At 51.8% G+C, this 18,040-nt stretch carries 18 protein-coding genes and 1 riboswitch; of the genes, 9 read left to right on the forward strand and 9 right to left on the reverse strand.

The genetic code is table 11. From position 1 onward, the window contains the following. Positions 1–31: 31 nt before the first annotated feature. Positions 32–1,939 (reverse strand): phosphomethylpyrimidine synthase ThiC, encoded by a 1,908-nt coding sequence (thiC, locus tag Q4563_RS04450; RefSeq protein ID WP_215977982.1) that lies wholly within the window; start codon positions 1,937–1,939, stop codon positions 32–34. Beyond that, positions 1,936–2,790, reverse strand: coding sequence for a bifunctional hydroxymethylpyrimidine kinase/phosphomethylpyrimidine kinase (gene thiD, locus Q4563_RS04455; protein ID WP_215977983.1), 855 nt, complete (start codon positions 2,788–2,790; stop codon positions 1,936–1,938). The genes thiC and thiD overlap by 4 nt, the downstream gene beginning before the upstream one ends. 116 nt (positions 2,791–2,906) lie before the next feature. After that, a riboswitch (TPP riboswitch) is annotated at positions 2,907–3,001 on the reverse strand. A 221-nt stretch (positions 3,002–3,222) separates the two neighbouring features. On the opposite strand from thiD, the gene Q4563_RS04460 reads away from it, so the two are divergent. Beyond that, positions 3,223–4,605: a TolC family outer membrane protein gene (locus Q4563_RS04460; protein WP_215977984.1), complete on the forward strand. Its 1,383-nt coding sequence runs from the start codon at positions 3,223–3,225 to the stop codon at positions 4,603–4,605. 106 nt (positions 4,606–4,711) lie between these two features. Here Q4563_RS04460 and waaA read toward each other — a convergent pair whose 3' ends face one another. The 4 genes from waaA to Q4563_RS04480 all read right to left on the reverse strand — a co-directional run bounded on the left by waaA (position 4,712) and on the right by Q4563_RS04480 (position 8,912). Continuing rightward, positions 4,712–5,986 carry a lipid IV(A) 3-deoxy-D-manno-octulosonic acid transferase gene (waaA, locus tag Q4563_RS04465; protein WP_303603740.1) on the reverse strand — a complete coding sequence of 425 codons (1,275 nt, stop codon included), beginning with the start codon at positions 5,984–5,986 and terminating at the stop codon, positions 4,712–4,714. A 75-nt stretch (positions 5,987–6,061) separates the two neighbouring features. Then, positions 6,062–6,640, reverse strand: coding sequence for a CBS domain-containing protein (locus Q4563_RS04470; RefSeq protein ID WP_215977986.1), 579 nt, complete (start codon positions 6,638–6,640; stop codon positions 6,062–6,064). Between the two features lie 72 nt (positions 6,641–6,712). Beyond that, the gene (locus Q4563_RS04475; protein ID WP_303603741.1) at positions 6,713–7,048 is read right to left on the reverse strand and encodes a hypothetical protein; all 336 of its coding nucleotides are present in this window, start codon (positions 7,046–7,048) and stop codon (positions 6,713–6,715) included. A gap of 130 nt (positions 7,049–7,178) precedes the next feature. Then, on the reverse strand, positions 7,179–8,912 hold the full coding sequence (locus Q4563_RS04480) for a hypothetical protein (protein ID WP_303603742.1): 1,734 nt from the start codon (positions 8,910–8,912) through the stop codon (positions 7,179–7,181). Between the two features lie 297 nt (positions 8,913–9,209). Here Q4563_RS04480 and hisI point away from each other — a divergent pair, with 297 nt between their 5' ends. The 5 genes from hisI to tatC are packed head-to-tail and all read left to right on the forward strand — an operon-like array spanning position 9,210 to position 11,338. Further along, positions 9,210–9,608 (forward strand): phosphoribosyl-AMP cyclohydrolase, encoded by a 399-nt coding sequence (hisI, locus tag Q4563_RS04485; protein WP_303603743.1) that lies wholly within the window; start codon positions 9,210–9,212, stop codon positions 9,606–9,608. Continuing rightward, the gene (locus tag Q4563_RS04490; RefSeq protein WP_215977990.1) at positions 9,605–9,961 is read left to right on the forward strand and encodes a phosphoribosyl-ATP diphosphatase; all 357 of its coding nucleotides are present in this window, start codon (positions 9,605–9,607) and stop codon (positions 9,959–9,961) included. The genes hisI and Q4563_RS04490 overlap by 4 nt, the downstream gene beginning before the upstream one ends. A 14-nt stretch (positions 9,962–9,975) precedes the next feature. Further along, positions 9,976–10,206 (forward strand): twin-arginine translocase TatA/TatE family subunit, encoded by a 231-nt coding sequence (gene tatA, locus Q4563_RS04495; RefSeq protein WP_215977991.1) that lies wholly within the window; start codon positions 9,976–9,978, stop codon positions 10,204–10,206. Between the two features lie 11 nt (positions 10,207–10,217). Then, entirely contained in the window at positions 10,218–10,592 is a 375-nt protein-coding gene (tatB, locus tag Q4563_RS04500; protein ID WP_303603744.1) for a Sec-independent protein translocase protein TatB, read from the forward strand. Beyond that, entirely contained in the window at positions 10,589–11,338 is a 750-nt protein-coding gene (gene tatC / locus Q4563_RS04505) for a twin-arginine translocase subunit TatC (protein ID WP_215976024.1), read from the forward strand. The genes tatB and tatC overlap by 4 nt, the downstream gene beginning before the upstream one ends. A gap of 16 nt (positions 11,339–11,354) precedes the next feature. Here tatC and Q4563_RS04510 read toward each other — a convergent pair whose 3' ends face one another. Continuing rightward, a complete protein-coding gene (locus Q4563_RS04510; RefSeq protein ID WP_215975974.1) occupies positions 11,355–11,567 on the reverse strand; it encodes a DUF2061 domain-containing protein in 213 nt (70 codons plus the stop codon). 350 nt (positions 11,568–11,917) lie between these two features. Between Q4563_RS04510 and Q4563_RS04515 the strand changes: the two genes are divergently transcribed. From Q4563_RS04515 to Q4563_RS04525, 3 genes are read left to right on the forward strand one after another with little or no spacing between them, the layout of a single operon-like run. Beyond that, the gene (locus tag Q4563_RS04515) at positions 11,918–13,519 is read left to right on the forward strand and encodes a methyl-accepting chemotaxis protein (protein ID WP_215975975.1); all 1,602 of its coding nucleotides are present in this window, start codon (positions 11,918–11,920) and stop codon (positions 13,517–13,519) included. Between the two features lie 25 nt (positions 13,520–13,544). Next, entirely contained in the window at positions 13,545–14,741 is a 1,197-nt protein-coding gene (locus Q4563_RS04520) for a hypothetical protein (RefSeq protein ID WP_215975976.1), read from the forward strand. 13 nt (positions 14,742–14,754) lie between these two features. Next, positions 14,755–15,159, forward strand: a complete 405-nt coding sequence (locus Q4563_RS04525) for a phosphate ABC transporter substrate-binding protein (protein WP_215975977.1) — start codon at positions 14,755–14,757, stop codon at positions 15,157–15,159. Positions 15,160–15,256: 97 nt separating this feature from the next. Here the strand turns inward: Q4563_RS04525 and Q4563_RS04530 are convergent, their stop codons facing one another. After that, a complete protein-coding gene (locus Q4563_RS04530; RefSeq protein ID WP_303603745.1) occupies positions 15,257–16,981 on the reverse strand; it encodes a bifunctional protein-serine/threonine kinase/phosphatase in 1,725 nt (574 codons plus the stop codon). 45 nt (positions 16,982–17,026) lie between these two features. Beyond that, entirely contained in the window at positions 17,027–17,839 is an 813-nt protein-coding gene (locus Q4563_RS04535; RefSeq protein WP_215975979.1) for a formate/nitrite transporter family protein, read from the reverse strand. Positions 17,840–18,040: the final 201 nt, after the last annotated feature.

Here is an 18,040-nt window from a genome sequence, read left to right on the forward strand (position 1 = left end):
AAGCTACCTATAAACACAGCTATAAACGCCGCTAAACTTTGTGATACAACTCGGCGCCGGTGTCGCGAAACTCCTGCGCCTTGGCTTGCATTTCAGCTTCGACATCGATCATGCGAATCACATCCTCACCGCTATCGCTGACACCAAAGCCATTGTCGGCGGCGTACTCGCGCACTTCCTGGCTAATTTTCATGGAGCAAAACTTTGGCCCGCACATGGAGCAAAAGTGCGCCACCTTGGCCGAATCTTTGGGCAAGGTTTCGTCGTGATATTCGCGCGCGGTGTCCGGGTCCAGCCCCAGGTTAAATTGATCTTCCCAGCGAAATTCAAACCGCGCTTTCGACAGGGCGTCGTCGCGCAGTTGCGCACCGGGATGGCCCTTGGCTAAGTCTGCCGCATGGGCCGCGATTTTGTAAGTAATGATACCTTCTTTTACATCGTCTTTGTTAGGCAGCCCCAGATGCTCTTTGGGGGTAACGTAACAGAGCATGGCACAACCGTACCAGCCAATCATGGCCGCGCCAATGCCCGATGTAATATGATCGTAGCCGGGGGCGATGTCTGTGGTCAGTGGCCCCAAAGTGTAAAACGGCGCTTCGCCGCAGCACTCTAGCTGCTTGTCCATGTTTTCTTTAATCATGTGCATTGGCACATGCCCCGGCCCTTCGATCATGCACTGTACGTCGTGCTTCCAGGCAATTTGCGTCAGCTCGCCCAAGGTTTCCAGCTCGCCAAATTGCGCTTCGTCGTTGGCATCGGCAATGGAGCCCGGGCGCAAGCCATCGCCCAAGGAGAAGGACACGTCATAGGCCTTCATGATTTCGCAGATATCTTCAAAGTGGGTATAGAGAAAGCTCTCTTTATGATGCGCCAAACACCACTTGGCCATAATAGAGCCGCCGCGACTGACAATACCTGTAACGCGCTTTGCCGTAAGCGGCACATAGCGCAGTAAGACACCGGCGTGAATGGTGAAATAATCCACCCCCTGCTCGGCTTGCTCAATCAACGTGTCGCGGAAAATCTCCCAAGTTAAGTCTTCGGCCACACCGCCGACTTTTTCCAGCGCCTGATAAATCGGCACCGTACCGATGGGCACATGAGAGTTGCGGATAATCCACTCGCGTGTCTCGTGAATATTTTTGCCGGTAGACAAATCCATAATGGTGTCGGCGCCCCAGCGGGTGCCCCAAGTGAGTTTTTCCACCTCTTCTTCAATCGAACTCGAAAGAGCCGAGTTGCCAATATTGCCGTTGATTTTGACCAGGAAGTTACGGCCGATAACCATCGGTTCCAACTCCGGGTGATTAATATTGGCGGGAATAATCGCGCGGCCGCGAGCCACCTCACTGCGCACAAACTCAGGCGTAATTTCATCGGGAATGCTGGCCCCAAAACTATTACCCGGGTGCTGCTTATCCATAATGCCTAGCTCGCGCGCTTGCGCCAGCGCCATGTTTTCGCGAATGGCGATGTACTCCATCTCTGGGGTAATAATCCCCTGGCGAGCGTAGTGCATCTGACTGACATTTTTACCGGCTTTGGCGCGCAGGGGCCGACGCTGATGAGCAAAGCGCAAAGCGTCTAGCTCAGGGTCGGCCAGACGCGCCCGCGTATAGTCAGAGTTCACTGCCTCGAGCGCTTCGGTGTCCTGACGCTCGGTAATCCACTGGCGGCGCACATCGGCCAACCCTTGGCGCAGATCAATTTTTTGTTCGGGGTCGGTATAGGGCCCTGAGGTATCGTAAACCCGCACATCGGGATTGTGTTCGCCGCCGAACTCAGTGGGAGTGGTGTCCAGGGCGATACTGCGCATGGGCACACGGATATCGGGCCGACTGCCCTGCACATACTGTTTACTAGAGCGTGGGAAGGGCTGCACCGAGGCGGTATCCACCACGGCGCTTTCGCTTAGATGTTCGACGGTATTCTGGCTCATAAAGGCTCCTGCGTTGAGCAAAGTTGTAATTTTTCGGGAAAATGATTGAGCGGGCCGCAACCGGCCCCTACTTTGAGGTTGGCACCGGCAAGCAGTGCACGGTGAAGATAATGCTTGGCAAGGCGGCAGGCCTCGGGCAGAGGCTCGCCCCGGGCGAGATAAGCGGTAATGGCCGCACTTAATGTGCAACCAGTGCCATGATTATTTTCAGTGGCAATACGCTCGCGAGCAAAAAGCTGTAACCCGGCGGTATCGCAATAAACATCGACAGCCTGCGCCCCACCTAAGTGGCCACCGGTTATCAGTACCGCCTGCGCGCCCAACATCAGTAAGCGCTCGGCCTGTGCCTGCATGGCAGTTAAGGTGTGCGCCTCGGGCTCACCCAGCAAGCGAGCGGCTTCGTGAGTGTTGGGGGTAATCACACTGGCGCGGGGAATCAATTGTTCGCGCAGAGCACCGAGCGCATCGGGACTGAGAAACCGGTGGCCGCTGGAGGCAACCATCACCGGGTCCACCACCAGAGACAGTGCTCGCTCACCATCCAACACCTGGCAGATTTGCCTGATCGCCTCAGCGCTGCCCAACAGCCCGGTTTTCACCGCGGCGACAGGCATGTCGCTCAGCACCGAGGTTATCTGGGCTTTGAGGCTATCGATGGGGACTTGCCACAGGCCTTGCACGCCCTGAGTGTTTTGCGCCGTAATAGCCGTAAGCGCGCTAGTGCCGTAGACACCGCAGGCGGCAAAGGTTTTTAAATCGGCCTGAATACCGGCGCCGGCGCCAGAGTCACTACCGGCAATGGTCAGGGCTATGGGCGTATTGGCGGTTACTGCATGATGGGAATTGGACATGGGTGGCTCCAGTCAAAAGAACAGGAACCAGAGCAAGCCGCAAGGCGCGCGCACGGGGCAGAGGCCACGGGCGGAAGAAACAGTGACAGTACAGAACTGTGAAGATCGGCAGTTATCATTGCTACGCTCTCGTTCCCTACGCCGGTACTAACCGGATCAGGTCGACGGGACTCTCTCAGCCTCGACAATCGAAGCACCCCGACAAGAAAGCAAGCAGTCTAGAGAAGTCTTGCAGGTGTGTAAAGCGGCCGATTTACGGTTTTTTACCCCTTTCGGGCAAAAATGAATGAACATTCATCTGTATTTTATCCGCACAAATCGCTACACTCATGCTCTGAACAAGGTCCTGACTGAAGCGCCTTTTCTGGGTGCGCCTATGGCGATCACCCCGAGCACTGACTTTTTACGGAAGCTATACCACTGGGAAACACCATGAAAACCATGAAACGCTACCTATTGGCCGCACTGATTACTGCCACTGGCAGTGCTCAAGCCAATTCTATTCTCGATATTTATAATCTGGCACTGGAAAACGATCCACTGTTAAAAGCCGATCAGGCCGCCTACCGGGCAGGGCTTGAGAATAAAACCATAGGCCGCGCGGGCCTGTTGCCACAAATTAATGCCAGCGCCAGCTACACCATTAGCGAGTCAACTTCAGGGGCCACCGTCAGTGAAGGCGTTATTGTGGACGATGGCTCCACCACCAGCGACACCGATGTTGTCAGCTGGAGTGTCAGCCTCGACCAGGCGCTAATCGACCTCAATGCCTGGCACATCTACCAGCAGGGCATCGCCTTGAGCGACCAGGCCAAAGCGCAGTACTCGGCCGACCAGCAGAGCCTGATTGTGCGCGTTGCCGAGGCGTATTTTAATGTACTGCGTGCGGTCGACAATCTCGAAGCCACCATGGCCGAAGAGAAAGCGCTAGAGCAGCAGCTACAGCAAACCAAACAGCGTTTTGAAGTGGGCCTAACCCCGATTACCGATGTCCACGATGCCCAGGCAGCCTTCGATACCGCCCAAGCGGCATCACTGGAAGCCCGCGGTCAGCTAGGTATTCAATACGAATCTCTGGAAGTGCTTACCGGGCAGGCGCACGACGCCATTGCTCCGCTCAGCGACGAGTTCCCCGTGGTTCCCCCCAGCCCGGCTAACCGCCACGACTGGGTCGAATTTGCTCTGGAAAATAACTTTACTCTAAAAGCGACCAGCGCCGCGGCGAATGCCGCCGAAGAGCAGGCAAAAGCCGCCCGTGCCAATCACCTACCAACCTTAAGTGCCTCGGCCAGCTACACAGAAACCGATACGGATACGGATATTTACAACAACCCCTACAACCGCTCGGACAGTGAAGGCCACTCCTTTGGTATCAGCCTGCAAGTCCCTCTGTTTAGCGGTCTGCGTACCTCCGGTAGCCGTCGTCAAGCCTATGCTCAGGCCATGCAAGCGGACGAAAACTTCAACTATCAGCAGCGCAATGTTATTCAGGCCACACGCTCACTGCATTTAGCGGTTGAAACTGGAGTCGCTCGTGTAAAAGCCCGTAAGCAGGCAATTGTGTCGAACGAAAGTGCGGTAAAAGCCACTCAGTCCGGTTTTGAAGTGGGCACACGCAACCTGGTGGAAGTGTTGCTGGCGCAGCGCTCGCTGTTTCAGGCGCGCCGCGATTACTCCAACGCCCTCTACGATTATATTATTCAGCTGATCAGTTTGCGCGAGGCAGCCGGCATGCTGACTCCGGCCGATATCGAGCGTATCGACAGCTTTTTACTGGATGCCCAAACGGTACGCCGCAGCGATTACGACGTGTAACCCAAGGCACCACACTCACAAAAAAGCAGCCTAAATGGCTGCTTTTTTGTGCCCGACAATTGGCTTTTAACGGCCATCAGCGAGGTTATTGGGTAATACCTGCCCTCTATAGCAGCGCCTCTATCATCGCCTGGGTTTTATCCAACGCACCGCGATTAGACTCGGCCACCTCAAGTGCCGCCTGCCCCATGACTTGTGCCTGCTCATTATCACGATAAAGGCCGTACACGGCACTGGACAATTCGGCAGCATCGTTCACAAGTGTTAAGGCGTGTGCGTCCGTTAGCATTTTCGCCACACCCGAAAAATTAAATAAGTGCGGCCCGCTGATCAGCGGTTTAGCCCACAGAGCAGGCTCAATAAAGTTATGCCCACCTACTGGAGTCAGCGAGCCACCCATAAATACATAGTCAGAGGCGCCCAACATCAGTGGTAGCTCACCCATGGTATCGCCCAGCACCACATCAACATCGGCATTGGGCTGCTCTTCCACCGAGCGGCGTATACTGCTCAATCCACTGCGCCCGATTAAGCTATGCACCCGATCAAATCGCTCTGGGTGACGCGGAACCAACACCAACAATAATTGCTCAGCGCTAAGGCCGCGCTGGCGCAGCAGCTTAAGCGCCTCCAGCACAATTTCATCTTCGCCCGGGTGGGTACTGGCAACCACCCATACCCGGCGCTTACCGTCCAGCGACCATTCGTCAGAAAGCTCGGCGGCCTGTTCACGCTGTGTCGGGGACAGCGTTTGATCGAATTTAATATTGCCGGTTATTTGTATTTTATCCGGCCCCAAACCCAGCCCGATAAAGCGGTCGGCATCAGCTTGCTGTTGAATACCTGCCCCACCTAAACGCGACAACATAGCTCGGGTTAACCCCCCCGCTCGGCTATAACTGCGAGCGGAACGCTGCGAGAGCCTCGCGTTAATTAACAGTGTGGGTACGCCTCGGGCATGACATTCGGCCAGGGTGTTCGGCCATAACTCGGTTTCCATAATGACCAACAGGTCGGGTTCGGCGGTATAAATAAAACGCCGAATCGCGCGAGTGAAATCGTAGGGCATATAAAAATGATGCACCCGGTCACCTAAGCTTGCGCGAATTCGGTCGGAGCCGGTCAGGGTCGTAGAGGTAACAATGAGTTCAGTATCCGGGCGCGCCAGTAAGCGGTAGATTAGCGGCAGGGCCCCTAAAAATTCGCCCACCGAGACGGTATGCAGCCAAATACGAGTTTGCTGGCCAGTGATGGGAGCAATATAACCAAACCGCTCTGGCAGGCGTTCAATATGGCGGCGATCGCGGCGCGCGCACCATAACTGATGCAACAGAACCAGCAATATAGCCAGAGAGTAAAGCAAAGAGTACAAAAGCCGCATGGGGAAATCACCGTCGCAAAAAACGACAGGATAGCGGTACAGGCGGCCAAGGGAAAGGCCGCCTGAAGGTTCGATTTAGTGATTGCTTACATTAAGCGCGGTGAAAACATCGCTAAAGTTGTGCACCACCGGCTCAATATTCACTGGCTGTCCCAGCCGGTGCGATATTTCTTCGGCGCTGACCAAGCCGCAGACCTCACTTTGACCATCCAATATTAATAGGTAGTGCTGGCCTTCGAACTCCAATACATCGAGTAAATCACGAACCCGGGAACGCTCTAATGTTTCACGCTGAATGCCGTGCAACAGTACGACCGGAGTCATAATATCTTTAACGGTCAAATCTTTGCGCTCTACCCCCATGGCAGAGGCAGTCGCCAGAACTTTTACACTTTCTATATCACGCAGGCTGATAATACCGGACAAGCGATTGCGGGCATCAACCACCAACTTAATTTTAGAATGGGTGACATGCATTAAATACGCGGCGTCATCGACGCTTACCGCCGGGTTAATAAGCATGGGCGAGCGGCTATCAAAGTCCCAAAATACCGATTCGGCGGGGCTCGCTAAGGTGATTTCGGGTTTTTGCCCAGCGGATAAATTAAGCGAATGATTCAAACGACATACAGGAATACGGGGTACAGGTTTCATAGTACAGCCTCACAGTTTATAAACCGCCCACAGGCGGAATCGACACACAAAATTTAAAACGTTAGATGTGTATCAAACTGGAGGGGCACGCGCGGCAAAGGCGGGAATGATGGGGCCGTAACTCGCCACCGTGGCAAATAACAACGGTTGAGCCGCTGGTACCAGCTCAAGGCCAAGTGAGGGCTTGGCAAAAACGGTGTCATCCTCGGCACCCTCTGAGGTGTCACTACTAACAGGAGGATGAACACTATCGACGAGATCCGCACCGCAGGGTAAGTCAAAACCTGCCCCTTGCACTGCCACCGGAGAGAGTAAAGATAAAGCAAGCCAAATACACAGAGCAACGCCCGAGGCGTAACCTGTGAGATTTGGGGCTTTCGCCCTAATGGCTTGTGCTGCTTTTAACATGATCAGTCCGCAGTGTATGAAAGTGCCCTTGTGAGGCTCTATCATTCAAGAGTGAGGGCAAGGCGTCACAATTTCAAGACCTATTGCACAATTTTTCACCTAACAAGAATTTTCTCGCTGTGCGACACCGTCAACCAAACCATTCAAGTACGAGCAGTAATATCAGCATAAAGCCCAAAATCAAACCCGTATAAATTAACTGCGGATGGCGCAGTTGCCACAGGCGCTTAGCTTGCTCCACAACCGAGAGCTTCTGCGCGTTCCTGAGACGCGGGAACACCCATCGCTCCAACTCGTGCTGAGCAAAAAAAGATAGATTCTGGTTACCCAAAGCAATGACCACATTATCGGCAAATATATAATGCGCGGTATAGGCCAAGGCCTCGCCTTTGGCAACAGTGCTGCGACCGGCGCCGTCGTCCAGCACTAAAGACTCACCCACTACGCCTAGCTTTGCCCGCATAATACTGTGAAACAATTTACTCGCCGCAACACTGACCAACACTAAGAACGCTATCATTGCGAGCATTATGGTAAAAAAATCCGAACCTAACTTATCGCTTGTGACATACAACCAGATAAGTAAAACGGAGCAAATAAAGGTAGCGCCCCATAAAATATACACTGCCCAGTGGTGCCAAGGCTTGAGCCCCGAGCTTACCCACAACACACCATCTTGCCCCGTTGGGGTTATCTCGCCATCTGTGGGCAGCTTACCGCCACCTTTGAACGCTTTAAACTTGGCCTGCGTTTGCGGCTTCTCCAGGCGCCAGGCTGCCACAAAGCCCAGCACTAACAACACAATAAACAATGCGCCTGCTAAGTATTGCCAATATTTATAACCCATACTGGCCGCATGATATGCTTGCTCCAACTGACGCAAGGTGGGGGACTGCACCTCTTCGGTCAACCCCGCGTTCGAATTCACCAAGACCAATTTGGGCTCAGTAAAATCAGTCAACCACAAATAATCTTGCCAATAATGCAACGCCTGCGGGTCGTTTAGCCCAGCCTGATTAAGCAACCCAGCATTAAGTGGTGCATTCAGCTCGCCTTGTTGATCCAGCAGGCGCAGCTTGCCACGAGCCATGGCATTGTTGCCAACCAACACCCACAATCCACTGGCGGAAGAGGCCAGTTGATGAGGCCAGCGATAATTGCCGCCGAGCTCAATACTGTGAGCCTGTAACACCTCAGCGAAATACTCCTCCCGAGTGTCTAGCTGCACGACCCGATGGTGATTGGTATCGGCCAGCCACAGGCCATTATCGTGCCACACCAGCTGGTTAGGAAACTTAAATCCAGTGCGTTTTTGTGCCAATAGCCGGGCCGTATCGCTGTACTTATAAAGAGCGTGATCGGAGGTGTCAGCGAGGTAGATATGATCATTCTGTCGATCAATCAACAGCCGCGAACTGCGCGCCGGCAGCGAGTCTATAGTGGCCAGATGAGTGCAATGTAGAGGGGTTAACCGACAGCGATAAAAGCCGTCACTGCGCTCGCCTTCAGATTGATGCGCAGGTTCTGGCGCCGACTGCAACCGCAAAAAAGCCCTGATATTTTGACCGGTAGAACGCGGCGCAGCGCGGTGCAACACAAGTAAATCGCCATTGGCAAAAAAATCGAAATCCCCCACCGGGCGCAGGCCTTCCGCCGATAAGTCCACCGAGCGTTGCTCTCGGCCGGTGACGTCGAACCAAATCCAGTGGTGGTCGAAGTTAACCACCATTTGCTCGCGGTCGAGGCTCAAAAAGCCATAGGCGGTTAAGCGGGCACGCTCACCTCCAGCCCAGGTATACAGGCCCGCAATGACAACAAAAGTTAGAATAATAACGACAGCGGCAAGCCGCGACTTTCCCTGCATGAGAGTATCCCCTAAAATTTTCGCGCTAAACACTACCACAGACAACGTTGTCTGTCTTACCCTTTAAAACGACCCCAGCGGGGTTCGCATGCTTGACTGTGATCGCATTCACACGGCTTGAGTCGCCTGATGTACTGGCGCATCAACCATATTACGACTGGAAATTTCGCCCGAGTTTTACCCAATGAATGCAGGGAAAAGGTATACTCTCCCTCCCCGAGCGCGGCACATTGGGGGAAATCGTTAAATTGCAATTTTTGCCTGATAGTATCGCTCGGGCAGCACGGAGCATACACAATGACCGACAACGCACCGATCAGCTGGCTGGACCAGGTAAAATGGGACGATAAAGGCCTAGTACCCGCCATTGCCCAAGATGCCGCCAGTGGCCGCATTTTGATGATGGCTTGGATGAACCGCGACGCTTTGGCACTAACTGCCCAAGAGGGGCGGGCTATCTACTGGTCACGGTCACGAGGTAAACTGTGGCGCAAAGGTGAATCTTCCGGTCATGTACAAAAACTGCATGAGATGCGCCTCGATTGTGACGCCGATGTGGTATTACTGTCGGTGGAACAGCTCGGTGGTATTGCCTGCCACACTGGTCGCGAGAGCTGTTTTTATCGCCAATTCGACGGCGAACAGTGGCAGAGCGTAGACAACGTCATTAAAGACCCAGATGAGATTTACCAATGACCGATAACTCAGACATACTCGCCGCATTAACCCGCATTTTGGTTGAACGCAAAAATGCCGCTTCGGGCGATAAGTCCTATGTCGCTAGCCTGCATCAAAAAGGGCTGAACAAAATTCTGGAAAAAGTGGGCGAAGAAGCCACTGAGACCATTATCGCGGCGAAAGACGCTCAGGCAACCGGTGACACTAAAGAACTGATCGCAGAAACCGCCGACTTATGGTTTCACTCGCTGGTTTTACTGTCACACCTAGACGAGTCTGCCGACAGTGTTCTGCAAGAGCTGGCCCGACGCTTTGGCGTCTCGGGCCACGACGAAAAAGCCTCTCGTTCCTCTAAACCCACCCAACACTAACTGAGGGTAGATCTATGGCTGGCATCAGCCTTTGGCAATTATTGATTATTCTGGCAATCGTTTTTCTGCTGTTCGGCACCAAGCGCTTGCGCGGCATGGGTTCCGATCTAGGCGAAGCCATTAAGGGCTTTAAAAAATCCGTTAGCGATGACGACTCCACAGAGCAAGAGACCAAGTCTTTGCAAAAGGAGCAAGAGCCTGCCGGCAGCGACACAGAAACTAAAGACAAAACCAACAACCAGTAGGCCGGACACCGATGTTCGATATGGGTTTTTTCGAGTTGCTGTTGATTGCCATCGTCTCACTGGTGGTTATTGGCCCGGAGCGCCTGCCAGAGACGGTACGCACTGTCAGTTTGTGGATAGGCCGGTTGAAGCGCAGCCTGCGTGAAACCCGCAGTGAAATCGAAAAGCAAATTGGCGCCGACGATATTCGCCGCCAACTGCACAATGAAGATGTGATGCGCAACCTCGAAGCCACCAAACGCGACATTGAGCAATCCATTGACCCTGAGCGCGCCCACCGCATACAGCAAGGCTACCAGGCGCCAGTTGAGGCGCCCGACCACGCTCACCCGCAACCCGTAACACGCGACTCAGAACACGCAACCACAGACAGCGAAAAATCATGAGCAACTCAAACGATCAGGAGCTACCGCTGGTTCAGCATTTAATTGAACTGCGCAACCGCCTGCTCAAAGCTCTGCTCGTGATCGGCGTAGTCTGTGCCTGTTTGCTGCCCTTCGCCAGTGAAATTTATCAGTTTGTCTCGGCGCCGCTGCAAGCTTATTTGCCCGACAACAACAGCATGATCGCCACAGATGTGGCCTCGCCTTTTCTGACCCCGTTTAAACTGACGCTGTTTACCGCCTTTATTGTGAGCGTGCCCTTTGTGCTCTATCAAATATGGGCGTTTATAGCGCCGGGCTTATACCGACATGAAAAACGCCTGGCTTTACCCATTTTGGCTTCGTCGGTGATGTTGTTTTATCTGGGTATGGCTTTCGCGTATTTTGTGGTCTTTCCATTGATATTTGGTTTTTTCACGTCGGTGGGACCGGCCAATGTCGCCATCATGACCGACATAAGCCGCTATTTAGATTTTGTATTGAAGATATTTTTTGCCTTCGGCGTAGCCTTCGAAATACCCATCGCCACTATCTTATTGATACTCGCAGGCGTTATCTCTGCCGACGGCATGGCTCGCAAACGACCCTATGTCGTGGTGGGCTGTTTTATCATCGGCATGCTTCTCACCCCGCCCGATATCATTTCCCAAACTCTACTGGCCCTACCCATGTGGGTATTATTTGAAGCCGGTATATTCTTTGGTCGTATTTTGCAAAAAAAGCGCGAAAATCCAACATCCCCGTCATAGCAGAAGCTCACACTCTTTACGCTATACGTTGCGCAAACACCTCTGCCACTACGGCTCGATTTTCCACCCAGCGCTGCCATACCTGCTCGTGAAAATAAAACGCTACCGTATTAATAGCCGGCTCAATTAAAGCAACAGCACTGCCAATCAAAAGATCGCCGGTCAGGGCGTAGGTCACCAAAAAGGCGACGCTAAAGTGTAAAACGGCAAAAGTCATTGTCTTGGTCATATCAGTTCCTCCACCTCATTAAGCATTAAGCATTAATGCACTAAGGAAATAATAACCATTCTCAAGACGCTAGTTAAGACAATCAAACCTATAATCTTGATAGCTTAGAGCTATTCGCGACAAATATGTAAATGAGCCTATATGTCACAGTAACACTATAGACTTCCTATATTTGGTCGATAACGAATCAATCGCACACTGCGCCGAGTAAGACGACGTTGATGATATAGAACAGAGCGAAGGGCCGTTTAGAGCAATATTGTTATAAACAAACGCACATTTATTGCCTTTCTTGACTATTCTATAATCAGGGCGCGTCTTATATAGGCATAACCACAAAGGAAGTTAGCGTGTTTGGTTTAAAAATCTCCCATAAATTACTGCTTATTGTCGCTATTGCGCTGCTGGCCTTTGTTATTAGCCAGGGCTATTCACTATTTGTCGAACGCAACAATGCCGAGCGATTAGCCGAGGTGCAAGACAACCTCTACCCCTCACTGGAACTGACCACTATCAACTTAGGCACCTTGCTGTCGATGGAGCAGAATATTAACTCGGCCGTAACCACGGGCGATCCAGATATTTTGGAGCAAGCCCAAGAGCAGCGCGAGCTAATTTCAGACAATTTATATCGATTGGGTCAGCTGGGCACCGCTGGGGTCAATCAGGCCGAAAGCCAATTAACCAGCTGGTTTAATACCGCCACCGAAATTGCCACAGGCTTTATCAATGGTACGGTGGATTTCTCCAAGGTCGCTAACGATGCCAAACAAAATGCGCAGCGGTTGCAAACACTCAGGGCCTCGCTGGAGAGCATGAAAGCCAGCACCGAGAGAAGCTTTACCAACACCATTGCCGATACTCTGACCAGTGCATCCAGCGCGTCGCGTATCTCTCTAGCCATTGCCGTTATTGCCATCATAGTCTTGATAGTGATGAGCCTTATTATTGGCCGCTCTATCACCCGCAACTTAAATCAAGTCACCCAATCTTTGCACGACATGGCATCGGGCGAGGGGGACTTAACGTGCCGCATTGATTACCCAGGCCAAGATGAAATTCAGCCGCTGGCCGAAAACTTCAATCGCTTTGTCGAAAAGCTGCACAAGTCTTTCGGGGAAATTTTGCAAGACGTGCAGGCACTATCACAAGTATCCGCCCGGCTAACCGATACCAGCGGCAAGAATGTCAGCGAAATTAGCGCTCAGGCACAAGCCATTTCAGCCACTCGCAATGCCATTGAAGAGTTAATGAGCAGCGTGCAAGAAGTTGCTCAACTGTCCAGCAGTGGTTCGGAAAAAGCCACCGAAATTAATGCCACTGCCGCACAGGGCAAAGCCACCCTAAACAGAAATGTCGATACGATTACCGCTCTGGCCGAAGATGTAAAATCAACAGCCCTGGTGGTCAATAAGTTCGATACTTTCAGCACCGATGTCGGACAATTGCTCAACACCATTCAAACGGTGGCCGAACAGACCAATTTACTCGCCCTCAATGCCGCCATTGAAGCCGCCCGCGCCGGGGAGCACGGTCGGGGTTTTGCCGTGGTGGCCGATGAAGTACGTGATTTAGCAGTGAGAACCCGCCAGGCCACCGAAGAAATTCACTCGGTGATCAGTGAGCTGCAAAGCGTTTCACAAAGTGCGGTTGAGTCCATGGAAAACAGTGTAGACCGCGTCAATAGCGGTGTCGAAGCCACACAAGAATCAGAAGTAGCACTGGCAACCATTCTATCCAGCGTGCAAGAAATCAGTGCTTTTAACGATCAGATCGCCCGCGCCACACACGAACAAAGTTCGACGTTCGATCAGGTGCTACAACACGTGACCGACATCCATAAAAATACCGAAACCGTCACCGAAAGCACCGGTACTACGAATTCTATTTGTCAGGATATAGACAATATTTCCAAACGACTGGGAGATGTCGCCTCTCAGTTTAAGGTGTAATCATTATGCTTCTTAGGAGAGAGCTATGACCCTTAACCACCCTAAATTCTTGATTGCCAACGCGTGTATCGCAGGGCTCACTCTAGCCTGCGGTCAAGCTATGGCCGACGATCAAGCCCGTTTAGATAACCTGGAGCAACAGATTCAGGTGCTGCAGCAACAAGTGAACAAACCTATTCAAGAGCGTTTGCGTTTTAATGGTTTTATGAGCCTCGCCTATGGTGTTGCCAGTAACGACAGCGGTTTCGCCGGTTACACCGAAGACGGCACTTTTTCCAACGAAAGCTTGTTTGGCTTACAGGGCAGCTTCACGATCTCGGACACCACGGATATCACCATGCAATTGGTTGGCCGTGGCAATGATGAGTGGGATCCGAATTTTGAGTGGGCCTACATTAGCCACCAGTTTTCTCCCAATTTAAAAATGCGCGCCGGCAAAATGCGCCTGCCGCTTTTTATGTACTCCGACTCGCTCGAAGTGGGTTACGCACAGCCATGGGGCCGCCCACCGATTGATGTTTACGGCGGCATTCCCATTACCAGCTATACCGGGGTTGACGCACTGTACGATATAAATTTCGACACATCGACTCTAAGCCTACAGGGGTTTGGTGGCGAAACCGACGACAGTGTGGATATCGCCGGACAACTGGTTGATGTCAATGTTGACAACCTGTACGGCGGCGCTGTTAGCTGGACCGATTTTATTTGGACTGTGCGCAGTAACTATGCCACAGCAGAATTAGCGGTTAGTGGCGATACCTTTGACACTCATTTTTACGGTGTTGGCTTAAGCTTCAATAATGGCACCTGGCAAGTTATCTCCGAGCTGACCCGCTTTGAAGTGGATGGCCCGATTGTCGATAGCGACTCGGCCTATATTACCGTGGCCCGTACCTTTGGCAGCTTTAGCCCTTATGTAACACTCTCAGTAAAAGAGTCCATCGATGACGAAGAGCGCCCGCTTACCCGGGCACAAGTCACCACACCCGGCAGCCCGGTATATGGGTTAGTCGTCGCCTCAGACATTCAAAATATCGAGCGCACCTCGCAAAGTGTCGGCGTGCGTTGGGATGCAATGAGCAATATCGCGATTAAGTTTGACTTGAGCCGTGTATCTGGCTTCGGTGATACCGGAGGCAATTTAAATGGCAACATTGGCCCAGTGATTAATTATGACGATGCCGATATATTCTCGATTAAACTCGACGCAGCCTTTTAAGGGAGGATCAGCCATGAAATATTTTCTACTGACATTGTTGCTAGCATCCTCTGCGGCTCTAGCCGAGGTAGTGGTCATTGTGCACCCCTCCGGCCCCGACAGCATGGAGAAAAATCAGATACGCGACCTATACATTGGCCGCAGCAAACAACTGCCCGGCGGACAAACGGCCGACCCGATTGATCTTGCTCAGGGGCAGCAACTGCGCGATGAGTTCCACACCAAAGTCACTGGTCGCTCACAGGCTCAGCTCAATGCGTTTTGGTCTAAGCAGGTTTTTACCGGCAAGGGTCAGCCACCGCGTATGCTCGACTCTTCCGCCTCGGTAAAAGCGGCGGTAGCCAGCACACCAGGCGCGATTGGTTACATTGAAGCCAGCGAAGTAGACGGCAGCGTTAAGGTGACCTTCACCCCCTAGCCTCCTACAATGTAACAGTGCCATTAATAAAAACGGCGAGCCAATGCTCGCCGTTTTTATTTCCACGCAAAAACTTCCAGTTCCTGTTAACTTGCCTTCAGAGGTAATCCCCACCCCACTGCCAGAGTAAAAGAATTAACAACAAAAGTGATACCCCTTGCCAAAACCTGACCGGATTACGCTCAATAAACGGGCGCTGGGTTTGGCGTAAAAACTCTGGATTAGGGCGCTGTAAATCTAAGGCAAACTCGCTCAACTCGGCGTAGCGTTTGAGCGGTGTAATAGCGACTGCCCGCTTAAGCGTTTCATCCAACCAGCTAGGTAGATCTGGCCGGTGCGAAAGCAAGCTGGTGTATTTTAATCGCCTTTGCGCGGTCACTGAATGCGCCCTGGACACACTCGCACCATAGGGCAAATGGCCACCACTTAACATTTGATAAGCAATCACGCCCAGAGCAAAAATATCTGAGCGCTGGCTCGCTCTGGCCTGAATAAAGTATTCCGGCGCTGTGTATTGCGCCGTACCAACAATCTTTTGTGATGCTTGTGTTAACTCTTGCACACCGGCCACTCGCACCGCGCCAAAATCGATGATTTTTACCATGCCTTGATTATCGACCATGATATTCGCAGGTCTTAAATCCTGATGCAGCATCTCTTGCCGGTGAAAAGCCTGCACACCCCGTATTGCTTGCTCGAGTATATTTCGCACATCGACGGGGCTGGGCTCAGGGTGATCTTGCATCCACTGGGTCAATGTCTGACCTTCGATATACTCGCTCACTAAATATAAATATTGTCGAGCCCGAGTCGGCGTAACGCACCGCAACACATGGGCATTATCGATACGCTGTGCTATCCAATCTTCCGTTAAAAAACTTTCTAAATAAAGCGGATCAGTGCGCATTTCTTGCGATGGTGTTTTAATCACAACGCGCTCTTGCGTATCCATATCTTGCGCTAAAAACACATGACTGCGACTACTGATATAAAGCTCACGCAAAATTTTGTAGCCATCAAATTCCATGCGCGCTTGCAACCTAGGCGGCGGTCGCAATTGCGTGATTTGCTGCTGAACCTCAGACAACTGTCGTTCGGGAAGGTGTTCAATCTTTATCAATTGGGCACTGAGATTATCCTGACTACCACGCGAAAGCGCCAACTCGGTTAATGCCCGTGCCGCTGCATTCAAATCCGACTGCTCATCAATAGCACGGCTCACATCACCCGTCTCTATATATTCATACACCCCATCAGTGGCCAGAAAAAATATATCACCCACGGCTAAATCCCGCTCACAATAATCTAATTCAACATGATCATGAATGCCTAAAGCTTTAGTTAAATAACTGTTGTTGCGTGATTCATAGCGGCGGTGGTCTTGAGTTAACTGCTCTAGGGCACCGCTAACAACCCGATAAACTCGACTGTCGCCACTGTGAAAAATATGTGCGCTGTGTGACTTAAGAATAAGAGCGGCAAAAGTGCTGACGTACCCTTTGTCTTTGTTATAGCGATGAGGGCTGTTATAGGTTTGGCCGTGCAGCCATGAGTTGGTTGCCTGCAGAACACGCACTGCCGACTTTTTTACCGACCAGGCCTCTGAGGTGCAATAGTAATCGGTAAGAAAACTGGTGACTGCCATATCGCTGGCGATCTGGCTGACATCGCTACTGCTGATGCCATCGGCAATCGCAACCACCACACCTTTATAGCCGAGTAGCGGCTCTTTAGGTATGCAGGCACCCATCGCATCTTGATTAACCGACTTAGCCCCGGCGCACGTGTATTGGCCGAGGCTTATCTTTAATTGTTTTGGCATGCTAATAAGCGCTTACTGCATTCATCGGGCAAGCGCTTAAGCTCCTTATACAAGCTGCCTTTCAGGGCTGGTTTTAACATGTGTTAGGTAGAGCGGTAAGCCCACCAATAAGAGGCCACCAGCCAAGTTCCCCAAAACCGTGGGCAATTCATTCCACAGCAGGTAGTCACTAACGGTAAAGTCGCCGCCCATAATCATTGAGAAGGGGAATAAGAACATATTAACGATTGAGTGTTCAAAGCCCATAAAGAAGAAGAGCATAATCGGCATCCACATGGCGACCATTTTACCGCCAGCCGAGCTGGAAATCATGGCACCCACAACACCCATGGATACCATCCAGTTACACAACATGCCGCGAATAAAGATAGTTAACCAACCGGTAACGCCGTGCGCCTGATAGCCTACCGTACGCGATTCGCCGATAGCACTAACTTTCGCCGCGAGTAAACCACCATCCACTTTGTACCCATAGGTCAAGATAAATGACATAAAAAAGGCGACCATCATAGCGCCGGCAAAGTTACCAATAAACACTAACCCCCAGTTGCGCATCACACCGGCGAAGCTAACGCCTGGGCGCTTATCCAACAACGCCAGTGGCACTAAGGTAAACACACCGGTTAACAGGTCGAACTTCATCAGATACAACATGATAAAACCCACTGGGAATAATAACGCCCCAACCAGTGGCGAGCCGGTTTTCACGGTAACGGTGATCGCAAACATGGCCGCCAGCGCCAAAATGGCACCAGCCATAATGGCCCGTATTAGCGTGTCTTTGGTGGACATAAATACTTTTTGTTCGCCCGAATCAACCATCTTGGTAACGAATTCGGAGGGTTCTATATAGGCCATTGTCTTTTCCTTAGAAGTTTGCTCAGAGTTGCAATGACGTTAGCAACGGCTATGCCAAGCTCCGAAAAAAACAGCCAACCTATTGTTATTATTAAATTTTGCTAACACGTCAGGCAGCTAACAGGCATATAAAAACGGCTTAATGGCACCAACTTAACGCACAATGCACCACCAAACGCCTCACTACTAACCCGACAATAA

The organism is Gilvimarinus sp. 1_MG-2023, assembly GCF_030548285.1.

Coding starts and splice junctions, on each gene's coding strand:
- thiC (WP_215977982.1), bottom strand. CDS start 1,939: ATGAGCCAGAATACCGTCGAACATCTAAGCGAAAGCGCCGTGGTGGAT.
- thiD (WP_215977983.1), bottom strand. CDS start 2,790: ATGTCCAATTCCCATCATGCAGTAACCGCCAATACGCCCATAGCCCTG.
- Q4563_RS04460 (WP_215977984.1), top strand. CDS start 3,223: ATGAAAACCATGAAACGCTACCTATTGGCCGCACTGATTACTGCCACT.
- waaA (WP_303603740.1), bottom strand. CDS start 5,986: ATGCGGCTTTTGTACTCTTTGCTTTACTCTCTGGCTATATTGCTGGTT.
- Q4563_RS04470 (WP_215977986.1), bottom strand. CDS start 6,640: ATGAAACCTGTACCCCGTATTCCTGTATGTCGTTTGAATCATTCGCTT.
- Q4563_RS04475 (WP_303603741.1), bottom strand. CDS start 7,048: ATGTTAAAAGCAGCACAAGCCATTAGGGCGAAAGCCCCAAATCTCACA.
- Q4563_RS04480 (WP_303603742.1), bottom strand. CDS start 8,912: ATGCAGGGAAAGTCGCGGCTTGCCGCTGTCGTTATTATTCTAACTTTT.
- hisI (WP_303603743.1), top strand. CDS start 9,210: ATGACCGACAACGCACCGATCAGCTGGCTGGACCAGGTAAAATGGGAC.
- Q4563_RS04490 (WP_215977990.1), top strand. CDS start 9,605: ATGACCGATAACTCAGACATACTCGCCGCATTAACCCGCATTTTGGTT.
- tatA (WP_215977991.1), top strand. CDS start 9,976: ATGGCTGGCATCAGCCTTTGGCAATTATTGATTATTCTGGCAATCGTT.
- tatB (WP_303603744.1), top strand. CDS start 10,218: ATGTTCGATATGGGTTTTTTCGAGTTGCTGTTGATTGCCATCGTCTCA.
- tatC (WP_215976024.1), top strand. CDS start 10,589: ATGAGCAACTCAAACGATCAGGAGCTACCGCTGGTTCAGCATTTAATT.
- Q4563_RS04510 (WP_215975974.1), bottom strand. CDS start 11,567: ATGACCAAGACAATGACTTTTGCCGTTTTACACTTTAGCGTCGCCTTT.
- Q4563_RS04520 (WP_215975976.1), top strand. CDS start 13,545: ATGACCCTTAACCACCCTAAATTCTTGATTGCCAACGCGTGTATCGCA.
- Q4563_RS04525 (WP_215975977.1), top strand. CDS start 14,755: ATGAAATATTTTCTACTGACATTGTTGCTAGCATCCTCTGCGGCTCTA.
- Q4563_RS04530 (WP_303603745.1), bottom strand. CDS start 16,981: ATGCCAAAACAATTAAAGATAAGCCTCGGCCAATACACGTGCGCCGGG.
- Q4563_RS04535 (WP_215975979.1), bottom strand. CDS start 17,839: ATGGCCTATATAGAACCCTCCGAATTCGTTACCAAGATGGTTGATTCG.